General features: G+C 62.7%; 4 protein-coding genes. 2 read left to right on the forward strand and 2 right to left on the reverse strand.

Going from position 1 to position 15,596, the window contains the following annotated elements; genetic code table 11:
• Window positions 1-210 precede the first annotated feature (210 nt).
• Window positions 211-1,854: a DUF885 domain-containing protein gene (locus tag DWU98_RS20535; protein ID WP_230474972.1), complete on the forward strand. Its 1,644-nt coding sequence runs from the start codon at window positions 211-213 to the stop codon at window positions 1,852-1,854.
• A gap of 214 nt (window positions 1,855-2,068) precedes the next feature.
• Here DWU98_RS20535 and DWU98_RS20540 read toward each other — a convergent pair whose 3' ends face one another.
• Complete coding sequence (locus tag DWU98_RS20540; RefSeq protein ID WP_147293398.1) at window positions 2,069-3,349, reverse strand: hypothetical protein; 1,281 nt, start codon at window positions 3,347-3,349, stop codon at window positions 2,069-2,071.
• Window positions 3,350-4,165: 816 nt separating this feature from the next.
• Complete coding sequence (locus tag DWU98_RS20545) at window positions 4,166-4,813, reverse strand: dihydrofolate reductase family protein (RefSeq protein WP_115497460.1); 648 nt, start codon at window positions 4,811-4,813, stop codon at window positions 4,166-4,168.
• Window positions 4,814-5,540: 727 nt separating this feature from the next.
• Here DWU98_RS20545 and DWU98_RS20555 point away from each other — a divergent pair.
• Entirely contained in the window at window positions 5,541-15,554 is a 10,014-nt protein-coding gene (locus tag DWU98_RS20555; protein WP_115497462.1) for an autotransporter-associated beta strand repeat-containing protein, read from the forward strand.
• The last annotated feature ends 42 nt before the right edge of the window (window positions 15,555-15,596 follow it).

Consider the following 15,596-nt stretch of genomic DNA (forward strand, 5'->3'; position numbering starts at 1 on the left):
ACGACGACAAAGACCGTTGCCGTAATCAAGCGGCTCGTTCCCGGTGTCACCGCATGCACCCGACAACGGCTTTTGTGTGTCAGCCTTGCGGTGATGTGCGCCGGACTTTCCGGGCTACCCGCATTGGTGAAGGCCGCCCCGTCGAATCCATCGGTTCAGCGCAGACTCGCAGCGCAAAGCGAACTGTTTAAAGAACAGTGGAATGCGGATATGCAAGCATCGCCCGAGACAGCCACCGGTTATGGCGATTATCGGTATAACAACCGTCTCAATGATTATTCGCTAAAGGGTGCTCAACAGCACAATAACGTTGATACGTTTTATCGTGCGAAGCTCGCCGCGATTTCAACCGATGGCTTCACCGAACAGCAGCGTCTTTCGCACGAACTTCTCCTGCGCGAGCTGGATGATCGACTCCGCGACTATTCGCTCAAAACCTACGAGATGCCCATCTCCCAGATGGATGGCATCCAGCGGGATATGGCCGACCTTCCCAACGCGGTGCCGCTCGATACCTTGCAGCATTACCGGGACTACCTTTCCCGTCTGCAGCAAATTCCGCGTGCGTTCGCGCAGACCATCGAGGTGCTTCGTCAAGGCGAACGCGATGGCCTGATGCCGCCGCAAGTGCTGCTCAAGCAGGTGCCGGCGCAATGCGCGAGCATCATTGCAGACGATCCGTTTCTAGCCCCCACCGAGACCTATCCCGCTTCGATCTCCTTCAACGATCAAAAACAATTGACCGCCGAGATCACACGCACCGTGAAGGAGCAGGTTCTACCCGCCTACCGAAACTTTGCGGATTTCATTGCCACGCAGTACGCACCGCATGGCCGCACCACCATTGGCATGAGCAGTCTGCCCAACGGCATGGCGCTCTATCAGAACGCCATCCGCGAACAGACCACCACCGACATGACGCCGGCCCAGATTCATGCGCTGGGCCTGCGCGAAGTGGCGCGCATCAATGGCCTGCTCACGGCGCTGAGTCATAAAGCCGGATACCCGGACCTGAAAAGCTTCCGCGCGGCACTCAACAGCGACCCGCGTTACGTTCCCACCTCCGCGCAACAGATCGTCGACGACTTCCGCCACTACGTCACCCAAATGCAATCGCGCCTGCCCGAGCTATTCGGGCAGATTCCCAACGCCCCGCTCACCGTGGAAGCCATGCCGCCGGATCAGCCCGGAAACATCAGCCATTACATCCCCGGCACCCCGGATGGAAGCAGGCCAGCACGCGTGGTGGTTGCGACCTCCGACTACGCGCATCGCAAATTGCTGAGCGATGAAACCATCGCCTACCACGAAGGCATTCCAGGCCACCACCTGCAAATCTCCCTCCAACAGCAGCTCAGAGGCTTGCCCACCTTCCGCCTCCACCTGGTCTACAACGCCTATGCCGAAGGCTGGGCCGTCTACGCCGAAGCGCTAGGCAAAGAGATCGGCTTCTACCAAAGCCCCGCCTCCGATTATGGACGGCTAAACACCGAACTGCTGCGCGCCGTCCGTTTGGTCGTCGACACCGGCATCCACGCAGACGGTTGGACCCGCGACCAGGCCATCGCCTATTTTCGCGAAAGCGGCTGCGCCGACGAACCCACCATTCAAGCCGAAGTAGATCGTTATATCGCGTGGCCCGCACAAGGCCTCAGCTACAAAATCGGCCAATTGAACATCCTGGCGTTACGCGAACGCGCGAAACAGCAGCTTGGCTCCCGCTTCGATATCAGAGCCTTTCATGACGAGATATTGAGTGCGGGAAGTCTACCGCTTGATGTGCTCGATACGCGGGTCAATCGCTGGATAGACGAGCAGCGCAGTGCGAAAGCGGCGATCGGTGACGCGTCATAGTGGCAGGAGAAGGAAATGAAGTATCGTCTTCGCACGACTCAAAGCAGGGGCAATCCACTTATCGGTCAACTCGATTTGGCGCCAGCTTTCGACCATGACTATAGGTAAAAGCGGGTAAAGCGTCCTCAAAATGCCGCCCTTGGTCCACTTGATGGACCAAGAGCGGCCTCACAATAACGTGCAAGCCGCTCAACGTTATCGATGGTGGTAACAATCAGGGAATCGCAAGATTGCCAGAGTTGCCTATCTGATTGTTATTGCCGTTGTAAGTAGCAATACCGTACATATAAATTTTTTTGCCGGCATACTGAGCCGTCGTTGCTGCACTTACATTAACGGTAAATCGATAACTTCCGGATGCAACGTGACACGCAGTGGCCACCGCCGGTTCGCTGCTTTGATTAGCCAGATAGCGCCCGATCCAGACACCGCCGCTGCCATAAGGCGCGCCGAGGTAAAGATCCACATTGGTGGATTGGGGAACGCCCGTTGTGCAAGTCCAGCCCCAGATAGTTGAGGAGCCATCCGAGTTCGAGGTAACGGAGTCCACCTCGCCGATGACGGGATTGGTCACATCCTTCATTGTCTGGCCGATTTCGTTATACGGCGTGGTAAGTGAGGGAATGTCGCGGACGCCAGGACATGTAGCCGAACCACTAAACCAATGAAAGGGCGCTAGCCATGCCACCCTTGAGCTGGAAGTCAGCGTCGAGTAGAAGGTCCACGGACTATCGTATTGCGTGGCCGCACCGCCGACACCGCAGGCGCTCCCTCCGTTTGTGGCTTTCGGTACGAGGATCGTTCGCTGACCAGCTGTGAGGTCGGAAACCAGTTCCCCATAAAGGGTATTCCAGTCCGATGTGGAGGCACCGTAGTCATCGAAGCCAACCCAATCGACTAGAGAGATCGCATGTCGCACAGAGCTGAAATTCGGTGTAGTGATAAAGGCGATTGGGATGGACGCCGTCGCGCTGTTGTTGCGCAATGCTGTGACAGCATTTGCGATAGCAGGATTGGCCGCATTGTTGATGTCGGTCAAGCCCGCCCCATCCGGCTCGTCGATCAGATAGAAAGCGGCCACCGTGCTTAGCTGGGGGTTACCTGGAACAATGTAGCCCTGGGCAACCATTTGACTCACGAATGAGTTCCACACTGAGCCCGCATTGGGATCGATTTGCCATTGGCCGGAGTTGTACTGGAAAACCAGCGATGTAATCGTGACGATGGCTTTTACACCATTAGCGCGCGCGAGTTGGAGCTGGCTAAGGAGATAACCTTCAGTGCCCTGCCTGCCCGCATCGGTAGTATTACCTGACCAGATGGCGATGTGATACAGATTGATGCGATTGTAGTTTTCGGAAAAACCACTCGCACCACTGTTGTAGCTCGCCGCGTCGTCGTAGTAGTAGCCAAAGTATTGGTCGGCGGTTTGTGCAAAACAAAGCGCCGGCAATAAGGTTAGCAGTATTATCAGCAAAGATCGTACGAATGACATACCTTGTCTTCTCCTTTGGTTACGATTTGCACGTTTCCGCGTGCATGCGAAAGCATTCCCTATCGAAGGGATGCCCTGATCTTTGGCGTTGAAGGGGGGCAGGAACCCGGTCTTTTACCGGATTCGAAATCTCATGGTCGATTTTCGGGCTGTCGAGTGCGTGCATAAGCGTCCATGCCATTTGACCGGTTTTCGGTCGACGTCGGTACGTCTTTCCCTTTCGCCTTTGGAAGCCCTTCGGCAGCAACTAGATTGCAAGGAACTGCCTGCCTTAAGAACCAATGCCAGCGAAGATGCATTGCCCGCTGCGGGATTACTGTCGGCATTTGCCTGAGGCCACCGCCGTTGCCGAAGTATACCGATCAAGCTTCGGCAAAAATATCTTTCGCCCCTTTAAGATCAGCTTTATTTGCTAGCGATGCTGATCTTTGAGCTGTGTCCAAACAATGCAGTTGGACCCGCCACCCCTGGCGGCTGTGAATAACAGGCAGCTCGCCTGAAGGCAAGAGCATGTTGCTCTGCAATCCGCGATAAGTGACGCCCTGATGCCTAGTCGTTGGTTCGATATACCTATATAGATTGGCCGAAACGAATCGCTCCACGCGCGACTTCGCCGTATTACGCCTCCGCAGCTTCGCAATTCACCCATTGTCACCGCCCTGCAAAAAAACTCCGGACTCGGAGTGCTTTCCAAATTAGAAACACTCCCTACGAAGTTGATCAATTGCACGTCTTGCGTTACGTGGAAGTGCGAACGTCGCCCTCGTCACGGCCATACGTTCGCCATCCCTGCCCCCAATCCCGAAACCCCCACCCTCACGCCCCCCTACACAAAAACACATGCGTAGCGCGTTCCCCCGCAACCACTTTCTCGCACCGATAACCAAGCGCGTGCATATCGATCCCGTGGAACAGGTGTTCGCCCCGGCCAAGCAGCACGGGTGATACAGCAAGGTGCATCTCGTCGATGCGCGCTGCGCTTAGCAGTTGCCGTACGGTTGCTGCGCCGCCGCCGACACGCACATCGTTGCCATTCGCCGCTGCCGTAGCTTGCTTGATGGCGGCGTCGATGCCGTCGGTGACGAAATAAAATGTGGTGCCGCCTTTCATCACCAGCGGCTCGCGTGGGTGATGGGTGAGCACGAACACGGGTACGTGATAGGGCGGTTCGTCGCCCCACCAGCCTTTCCAGCTGTCATCGGGCCACGGCCCGCGCACGGGGCCGAACATGTTGCGGCCGATGATCCATGCGCCGACGTCGGCAAAGCCTTGTTGGGCGATCTGGTCGTCGACACCGGTTTCGCCGCCGTCGTCACCCTGCATGGATTGCCAGGTGCGTGTGTGGAAAAACCAGTTCATCAGTTCCGGGCCGCGCACGCCGAGCGGGTTCTCCAGGCTCTGGTCGGGGCCGGCGCCATAGCCGTCGAGTGATACAGCGAAGCTTTTTACTACCAGCCTGGACATAGACCCTCCGTCGAGCGGACTTGACGATACGGGCGCACAGGCGTGGCCCTTGGCGATTCTTGCATGGGTTCCGATTAGTTAAGCGACGAAGCGGGGTCGCGATATTCGACGTCGTCTGTGGTGAAGGACGGCCGATCGCCGCGCTCGACGGACGCGGCCCATGTGCCGTTGCACCCACCGCGTTATCGATGCCGGGATGCCTGACCTGCACCTGCGTCGCACGCATGAGACATGCAGACATGTCCCCCCGAGTCCAGCGCGGTTAGCATCACTCCCATCTGATAACTGTTAACTGGATCACGTAACAACACGCATTTTGACGTAGCCCGCCGGTTCGCGAGGCTGCGCACAGGGGAAGCATGCATCGTCCGTTTCACATCACCCTGGGCCTGTTTGGGCCTGGGCTAAGCCTGTTTGTGCCTCGTGAAAGCGCAGCCGTCCGCTTTCGTACCGCTGCGCGCGGCTCGAACGCCGGTGCCCTCTGTCGCGCGCTGCATGCGCGCGCTGGCGCGTGGTGGCCGCCGATGTGTGCAGGCGATGCGGACGTCATGCCGCGCCTCGCGCTCCCGTTCTTCATCTCCATCCGCTCTGCCTGGATGGAGTGCCGCGCAGAGCGCGGCGCAACGCCTTTCCGATCGATGCCTGCGCGCTTTGGTTTCAGTTACGCAGCACGCCGCGATCGCCACTCGACATCCATATCGCACGTTAAAAAACAGGGACCTTTGCCGTGAATCGTATCTATCGTCTGGTGTTCAACCGCGCTTTGGGCGTGATGCAGGTGGCCTCGGAATTGGCGAGCGCACCGAAGGGTGGGGTCGTTGAGGGCGAGGCTGCCGCCAGGCCGGCGTTGAAATCGCGTGCGCTTGCGCTCGCGGTGAGCCTGGTACTGGCGAGTATCGCCGCGCCGGCGATGGCGCAGACCTGCACGGCCAGTGCAACGGTGCTGTGCGGCACGGTGGGTGGCGACGGGGGCGCCGGCAACATAAGTGGAACGGCCGGAACGGCCGGCAGCGGCGCCGTGGCATCGGGCGCTTACGCCAATGCGGGCGGTGCGGGTGGAACGGCAAGCGGTGCCGGATCGGCCGGCCAAGGCATCAACGGCAGCGCCGGCGGTGGCGGCAGCGTTGGCACCGGCAGAAATGACGGACGCGCGGGCGGAGCGGGAGCGGGCGGCAATGCCACTACGCAGGGTGTTGGCGGCGGCGGTGGCGGCGGCGGCGGATTCAACTCATATGCCACCGGTGGTGGTGGCGGCGGCGGTGGTGGCGTGGGCCAGTCCGTGTTGGTCGGCGCAAGTTTCACCAACCCCGGCAGCGTCGTGGGTGGCCACGGCGGCAAGGGTGGCAACGGCGGCTACAACTCCAAATACAAGGGCCAAAACTACTCCTCTGCCTATGCCGGCGGCGGCGGCGGCGGCGGCGCGGGTATCTATGCCGCGACGGAAAGTAAGCTCACCAATGCGTCAGGCGCCAGTATCACCGGCGGCAATGGCGGTATCGGTGGCAGCGGGTTTCGCGGCGCCAACGGTGGCGGCGGTGGCGCCGGTGTCACCGGCAGTGGCTTCTACCTGTCCTCGGCCGGCACCATCACGGGTGGCAGTGGCGGCAATGGCGGCAGTTGGGTGACCGATGGCGGCTACGGCGGCAGCGGTGGCGCCGGCGGCGCGGGCGTTTCCGGCAGCGTGTTGAACGTGGTCAATAGCGGAACGATCACGGGTGGTGCAGGCGGCGCCGGCGCCTCCGATCTGGTCGGCGGCGGCTCGGGTGGCGCAGGTGGCGCGGGCGTGGCCATGTCCGGCGCTGCTTCTTCGTTGAGCAATTCGGGCAGCATCACCGGCGGCGCGGGCGGCGCAGGGGCGGCCACGACCGAACTCGGCGGCCAGCTTAGCGGTAGGGGTGGCGCGGGTGGCACGGGCTTGGTGATGTCCGGCAGCTATGCCTTTTTGACCAATCAGGGCAGCATCACCGGCGGCGCGGGTGGCACGTCCAGTGGCAGTGGCGGCAGCGTCGGTGCCGGTGGCGTGGGTGTCGCCATATCCGGCAATAACGTCACGCTGGCCGATAGCGGCAGCATCAGCGGAGGCCTGAATGGTGCGGGCGCTAGCCGCAACTATGCGGTGGACATCACCGGCCGCGACGACGTACTGACATTGGTGAGCGGCTACAGCTTTAGCGGCAGCGTGTATGCGCAGCCCGGCAACAGCAACACGCTGGATCTGGATGGCAACGTCAATGCCACCTTCGACGTGAGCAGCATCGTCGGCGGCTTCGACTTTTACGAAAAACAAGGCGCGAGCACCTGGACGCTGACGGGCAGCACCTCGGCGGTAACGCCATGGGTGTTGTTTAGCGGCACGCTGGCCATTTCCAGCGACGCGAGCCTGGGCGCAAGTTCGGGCATCGCGACCCTCGACGGCGGCACGCTGGAAATGACCGCCTCGACCAGCTCCAGCCGCCAGGTGGCGCTCATCGGCAGTAGCACCGTGCTTACCGATGCCGGTGTGACCTGGGTGGAAAACGGCGACATCATCGGCAGCGGTGCGCTGGACAAGAGCGGTAGTGGCACGCTGGTGCTCACCGGTACCAACGCGTACACGGGCGGCACGGTGATCAACGCCGGCACGTTGCAGATCGGCAATGGTGGCGCGACCGGTGCCATTCTCGGGAATGTCACCGATAACGGCGTGCTGAGCTTCGATGGCACCGGCACGGCCCCCTTCGCCAGCGTGATCGCGGGTTCGGGTGTGGTCCAGCAGATCGGCACGGGTACCACCGACCTTATCGGCGACAACACCTACAGCGGCACGACCACGATCAGCGGCGGCACGCTTGAACTCAGTGGTTCGGCCAGCATTGCCCGTTCCGCCAGCGTGATCGACAACGCAACGTTCGACATAAGCAATACCACCAGCGGCGCGTTGATCACCTCGTTGAGCGGCACCGGCACGGTCAACCTCGGTACGCAGACGCTGACTCTCACGCAGGCCAGCGGCAGCTTCAGCGGCGCGATCAATGGCGGCGGCGGCCTGACGCTGGAGGCCGGCACCGAGACGCTTGGTGGTAACAACAGTTACAACGGCATGACCGCGATCAACGGCGGCACGCTGATGCTCAGCGGCGCCGGCAGCATCGCCCATTCGAGCGATGTGGTCGATAGCGGCACGTTCGACATCAGCAATACCAGCGGCGCTTCCATCACATCGCTGGCAGGAAACGGCACCGTCAACCTCGGTGCGCAAACGCTGACGTTGACCGACGCCAACGATACCTTCAGTGGTTCCATCAGCGGCACCGGCGGACTGACGCTCGATGCCGGCAACGAAACGCTTACCGGCGCCGACACTTATTCGGGCACGACGACGGTCAACGGCGGCTCGCTGTCGGTGACGTCCGGCGGCAGCATGGCCAACATCGCTACGTTGATCGACAACGGCATGGTGGTGGTCGACGGAACAGGCTCGAACATCACCGCCACGCTCGGTGCCGGCGGCACGCCGGTGATGATCGGCGATAACGGCAACGGTACGCTGATCGTCAGCAACAGCGGGGCCGTCGTCAGCAATGGGCAGTTGAACGTCGGCCAGAACGCAGGCGATCAGGGTTCGGTGACCGTCACCAGCGGCGGCCAGCTGATGAGCAACACCTTCATCAATATCGGCCAGCTTGGCACCGGTTCGCTCATCGTGTCCGCGGGTGGCGGGGTCACCGCCAGCGGGTTCTTCTCCCTTGGCGATGGCGGTGGATCCAGCGGTACCGTCCTGGTCACCGGCAGCGGTTCGAGCCTCAATGCGCCGAACATCGCGGTGGGCAATCACGGCGGCACGGGTACGTTGACGGTTGCCAGCGGCGGCTCGGTGACCGCCACCAGTTTTGTGATCGCCGCAGACGCCGGCTCCGCCGGCACCGTGAACATCGGTGCGGCAGCGGGCCAGCCTGCCGCGGCGGCGGGAACGTTGAACACCAATGCCGTTTCCTTCGGCAATGGCACGGGCACGCTGGTGTTCAATCTCACCAATGCCAGTTATGTCTTTGCGCCGACGATCAGCGGCAACGGCGTGGTCGATGTGCTTGCCGGCACCACTGTCTTCACCGCCGTCAACACCTACACCGGCACGACCACGATCAGCGGCGGCACGCTTGAACTCAGTGGTTCGGGCAGCATCGCCGATTCCGCCAGCGTGATCGACAACGCGACGTTCGACATCAGCAATGTCTCCGGCGGCACGTCGATCAAATCGTTGAGCGGTTACGGTGTGGTCAACCTGGGCACGCGTTCGCTGACCCTCACCCAGGCCAGCGGTCTCCTCGTCGGCTGGATCGAAGGCAGCGGCAGCCTGACGTTGAACAGTGGCACCGAAATGCTCGCCGGCAGCAACACCTACACCGGCAACACCACCATCAACGGCGGCACGCTGTCACTCAGTGGTGGCGGCCACATCGACGACACCGCGACGGTGATCGACAACGGCACGCTGCTGCTCCAAGGCCAAAGTTCCATCACGGCAGCGGACGGCGGCACGCCGTTCCTGATTGGCGACGGCGGTACCGGTACGCTGACGGCCAGCAGCGGCGCCCGGGTTGCGAGTAATGGTGAATTCGAAATCGGCTGGAACGCCGGCGACGTCGGCAGCGTAACCATCGCCAGCGGATCGAGCTTGAGCGCGACCGACAGCATCAATGTCGGCAAATACGGCACGGGCACGCTGACTGTCTCCGGTGGCGGCACGGTCAGCGCCGGTGGCTATTTGTCGATCGCCGACCAGGCCGGTTCCAACGGTACTGTCGTGGTGACTGGCAGCGGCTCCAGCGCCAGCGCAACAAGCGTGGTGGCGGTCGGCAACCATGCAGGCACCGGCACGTTGACGGTCGCCGACGGCGGATCGGTGAGCGCGCCCACGGTGGAGATTGCCGCCGCCGCCGGCAGCACCGGCACGTTGAATATCGGCGCCGCGGCTGGCGAGGCAGCGGCCGCAGCAGGCACATTGAATACGTCTAATGTCGTTTTCGGTAACGGCGCGGGCGCGCTGGTGTTCAATCACACCGATACCGGTTATGTCTTCGCGCCGACCCTCAGCGGCAACGGCACGGTCGACGTACTGGCCGGCACGACCCTCTTTACCGCCGATAACAGCTACACCGGTACGACCACGATCAGCGGCGGCAGCTTGCAGCTCGGCAATGGCGGCAGCAGTGGCTGGATCACCACCGACGTCACCAACAACAGCGCGCTGGTATTCGACCGCTCCGATAATGTGGCCTTCACCAACGCGATCAGCGGCAGCGGTTCGGTCACGCAAAACGGCAGCGGCACGCTGGCGCTGGATAACGTCAACAGCTACACCGGCGGTACCACCGTCAACAACGGCACGTTGCTGATCGGCGACAGCGCCAACCCCGGGGCGCAGGTGGCCGGCGATGTCGTGGTCAACAGCGGTGCGACGCTCGGCGGTGTCGGCAGCATCGGCGGCAATGTTACGGTGGTCGGCGGCGCGCATCTGGCGCCGGGTGCCAACGGCAGTTTCGGCACACTGAGCATTGGCGGCAACCTCAGCGTTGCGCAGGGCGCTGTGCTGGATTACGGCTTCAGCGCGCCCGGCAATGGTTACAGCACGCCGGGTACCGGCGATCAGGTCAACGTCGGCGGCAACCTCACGCTCAATGGCGCAACGCTCAACGTCAACGGCGATGCCAGCTTTGGCCAGGGCCTTTACACGCTGTTCCAATACAACGGCGTGCTTACCGAAACCAACGGTGGCATCACGCTGGGTACGGTGCCGGCCGGCGATACGCTGAGCCTCCAGACGCTGGCCAACCAGATCAACCTGGTCAACACCGGCGGTACGGCGCTCAACATGTGGAACGGCAACGGTCAGGCGTCGGCTACGCAAATGGGGGGCGGCAGCGGCACGTGGTCGGCCACATCGTCAAACTGGACCGATGCGAACGGTGACGTCAGCGCGGCGATGGTGCCGCAACCGGGCTTCGCCGTTTTTGGCGGCACGGCTGGCACGGTCACGATCGACAACAGTGCCGGTGCGGTGGCCGCCACAGGCATGCAGTTCGCGGTCAACGGTTATGTGATGAGCGGCGACACGTTGACGCTGGTCACCGACGGCAGCGGCAATGCACCGGCGATCCGCGTCGGCGATGGCACGTCTAACGGCGCCAGCTACACCGCGGAAATCGACAACGTGCTGGCCGGCAGCGCGGGCATCAACAAGACCGACAACGGTACCTTGATCCTCGGCGGCACCAACACCTACACCGGCGGCACTACCATCAGCGGCGGTACGCTGCAGATCGGCAATGGCGGCAGCAGCGGTTCCGTGCTGGGCGACGTGGTCGACAACGCCAACCTGGCGTTTGCGCACACGGATGCGGTGACGTTCGATGGTGCGATCAGCGGCACCGGCAACCTGGTGCAGTTGGGTACCGGTACGTTGACGCTGACCAACACCGAAACCTATTCCGGCACCACCACCATCAGTGCTGGCGTACTCGCGCTCAGCAGCACCGGCAGCATCGCCGCGTCCAGCAGCGTGATCGACAACGCGACGTTCGATGTCAGCGCCGCAGGTGCGACGATCAATTCATTGTCCGGTAGCGGCAACGTGAACCTTGGCGGGCAGATGCTGACGCTCACCCAGGCCGCCGATACGTTCGGCGGCGTGATCAACGGCAACGGTGGTTGCCTTGCGCTGAATGCTGGCACGGAAGTGTTGACCGGCGCCAACACCTACACCGGCAGCACCACCATCAACGGTGGCACGCTGCAACTCGGCAACGGTGGCACCAGTGGCTCGGTCGTTACCGATGTGCTCGACAACGGCACGTTGGCCTTCGATCGCAGCGACACCAACGCGGTGTTCGGCAACGTGATCAGCGGCAGCGGTAGCGTGGTGCAGAACGGCACGGGCACGCTGACGCTGAGCAACAGCAACACTTATTCCGGCGGCACCGTGATAAACGCCGGCACGCTGAGCGGCACCACCAGCAGCTTCGGCAACGGCGCCATCACCGACGATGCCTCACTAGTGCTGTCGCAATCGAGCGATGGCACGTTGACCAACGCGATCAGCGGCAGCGGTAGCCTCAGCGTGAATGGCAGCGGCACGATCACGTTCAGCGGCAGCAACAGCTACAGCGGCGGTACAAGCATTACGGCCGGTACGCTGGTGGGCGACAGCAACAGCCTGCAGGGCGACATCGTCGACAACGCCTCGCTCAGCTTCCAGCAGACGGCCAATGGCAGCTATGTCGGCGCGCTCTCCGGCAGCGGCACGCTGACCAGTTCCGGCGCCGCGGTACTGAGCCTGACCGGCAACAGCAGCGCCTTCGCGGGCGCGACGCAGATCACGGGCGGCACGTTGCAGGTGGACGGCGCGCTCGGCGGCAATGTCGATGCCGCGGCGGGCACGACGCTGGCCGGGCAGGGCACGCTTGGCGGCAATGTCACCATCGAAGGCGGCGCCACGCTCGCGCCGGGTGATGCGAATGGCGGCGCAGCGATCGGCACGCTCACCGTGGGCGGCAATCTGAGCATGCTGCAAGGCAGCGTCTACACCATGGACGTCGGCGCGGCTGGTGCTGCGTTGGGCACGGTCGGCAGCAGCGACAGCGTCACCGTGAACGGCAATCTTGCGCTCAATGGCGTCACGCTCAACGTCAACGACACCGGCAACATGGGGCCGGGCATCTATACCCTCTTCAACTACAGCGGAACGCTGAGCGAGACCAGCGGCGGTATCGCGCTTGGCGCGATTCCCACGGGCGACGTACTGACCATCGAGAACCTGACCGGCGACCATCAGATCAACCTGGTCAACACCACGGGTCTGACCATCAACATGTGGAACGGCAACGGCGCGGCGTCGTCCACGCAGATGGGTGGCGGCAGCGGCACATGGTCGGCAACCTCGCAGAACTTCAGCAATGCCGGTGGCAACCTCAGTGCACCGCTGTCGCCGCAACCGGGCTTCGCAGTGTTCGGCGGTACAGCCGGCACGGTCGCGGTCAGCGACAGCGCAGGCAACGTGAGCGCGCTGGGTATGCAGTTCGCCAGCAACGGTTACGTGATGAACGGCGATACGCTGACGCTGGTGGCGAACGCCGGCGCCGCACCGATCATCCGCGTGGGTGACGGCACGACGCAGGGCGCGAGCTACGTGGCGGAGATCGACAACGTACTGGCCGGCAGCGCAGGCATCGACAAGACCGACAACGGCACGTTGATTCTTGCTGGCGCCAACACGTACACCGGGGGTACCACGATCAGTGGCGGTACGCTGCAGATCGGCAATGGCGGGAACAGCGGTTCGATCCTCGGCAATGTCGCCAATAGCGGCAGCCTGGCGTTCGATCGCAGCGATGCGATGAACTTTGCAGGCGTCGTCAGTGGCGCCGGCAACGTGGTGCAGATGGGCCATGGCACGTTGACGCTCAGCGCGGCCAATACGTATACGGGTAACACTGAGATCGACGCCGGCACGCTGGCGCTCTCGGCTCAGGGCAGCATCGCCGACGCCAGCCATGTTATCGACAACGCGGTGTTCGACATCAGCCAGACGAGCGGTGCATCGATCCGCTCGTTGAGCGGCAATGGCAGCGTTATCCTCGGCGCGCAAACGCTGACGCTGTCGGCAGCGAGTGACACGTTCAGTGGCGTGATCGCGGGCAGCGGCGGTGTGACCTTGAGCGGTGGCACGCAAGTGTTCGCCGGTGCGAACACCTATAGCGGCGCCACCACGATCACGTCCGGCACACTGCAGCTCGGCAACGGCGGTACCGGCGGTTCCCTCGCGGGCAATGTGGTCGATAACGGCAAGCTGGCGTTCGATCGGTCCGACGACATTGTCTTCGCCGGCGCGATCAGCGGCAGCGGCAGCGTGCAGCAGCTGAGTTCAGGCAACCTGACGCTGAGCGGCGTCAATACCTACACCGGCGGCACGTCGATCGAGCAAGGCACGCTCGCGTTGAACAATGCGTCCGCCATCGGCAGCGGTACGCTGGCCATGGCGGCAGGCACCACACTGCATGCAACGGGCGGCTTCACGCTCGCCAATGCCATCACGCTGTCCGGCGATCCGGATGTCGACGTGGACGCCGGTCTTACCACCACGCTTGCCGGCGTGATCAGCAACGGCACGCAAGCGGGCGATCTGGTGAAGACCGGCGCGGGTACCTTGGTATTGAGCGGTGCCGACACGTACACCGGCAGCACGGACGTCGCTGCGGGTGCGCTGGAGGTGACCGGCAGTCTGGTCAGTCATGTCACCGTCGGCAGTGGTGCGGCACTGATCGGCACTGGCAGCATCGGTGGGCTGAATGTTGTCAGCGGTGGTGTGGTTTCGCCCGGCGTTGCAGGCATCGGCACCCTGCAGGTCAACGGCAATGTGAGCCTGGCGGCGGGTTCGATCTACCAGCTCGATGCGAGCGATACCGGCAGCAGCGACCTCATCCGCGCAAGCGGCACCGCGACGCTGGGTGGCGGTTCAGTGGTTTCGACCGAGGCGGGCAGCAACTGGAACCCATCGACGCGCTACACCATCCTCACCGCCGCCAGCATCAGCGGCACGTTCGGCGGGGTGAGCTCCAACTTTGCGTTCCTCACGCCCACGCTGAGCTACGACGCCAGCAACGTCACCATGACGCTGACGCGCAACACTGTGGCGTTTGGATCGGTCGGCACGACGGCCAACCAGATCAACACCGGCAACGCCGTCGCCAACAGCGCATCCAGCGCGGTGTACAGCGCCGTGCTGACGCTGGCGGCGAGCCCCGCACGAGCAGCGTTCGACGACTTGAGCGGCGGCAGCCTCGCCAGTACGCGCACGGCGATCCTGGATGACAGCCACTTCGTGCGCGATGCCATCAGCACGCATCTGCAGCAGGTGCAAGGTGCCGGACAGCTCGTGCAAAACGATGCCGATGGCAGCGTGTGGGCAAGCACCTGGGGCCATGGCGGCGATCACGACAGCGACGGCAATGCGGCCGCCGTGCGTGCCACCGGCAGCGGCGTGCTGGTGGGCGCCGATCGCAATCTCGATGCGTGGCGCATCGGTGCGGTGGCAGGCAGCGGCGAGTTGTCCGACAGCAACATCAATGGTGGCGGCGATGCACACAGCATCGACAAGGTGTTCGGCCTCTACACCGGGCTGAGCCTGGATGCCTGGCAGTTGCAGGGCGGTATGGCACACAGCTGGTACGACACGCAAAGCCATCGTCAGATCGGCATCACCGGCATCCAGGGCAGCACGGATGCGAACAGCAGCAACGGCCTGACGCAAGCCTACCTGGATGGCGGTTACCAGTTCACGTTCGCACAAGGCAGCCTGACGCCGTATGTCGATGTCGCGCGCGCATGGATCCATCAGGGCGCCATGGACGAGGTCGGCGATGCGGCCGCACTCAATGTTCAAGCGAGCGACAGCAGCGTGAACTACGGCACGGCCGGCTTGCGCGGCATCTACGAACCGAGCCAGGGCTTACAGCTGCACGCCACGGTCGGCTACCAACAGGCATGGGGCGACCTGCGTTCGACCGATCAGCAGAGTTTTGCTGGCGGCGGCAATGCCACGTTCGTCGTCGATGGCGTGCCGGTGGCGAAAAGCGCCGGTGTAGTGGACCTCGGCATGCGCTTTGCGATCAACAGCAAGGTCAGTGTCGAAGCCAGCTATCACGGCCAGTTTGCCGGCAGTGCGAAGGACGAAGGCGCACGGATGTCCGTGAACGTGAACTTCTGATGCAGGTGCGCCGCTGCGATGCATCCATAGTCTGCATCCAGC

Origin of the sequence: Dyella monticola (assembly GCF_003363155.1) — a bacterium.
Lineage (GTDB): Bacteria > Pseudomonadota > Gammaproteobacteria > Xanthomonadales > Rhodanobacteraceae > Dyella_B > Dyella_B monticola.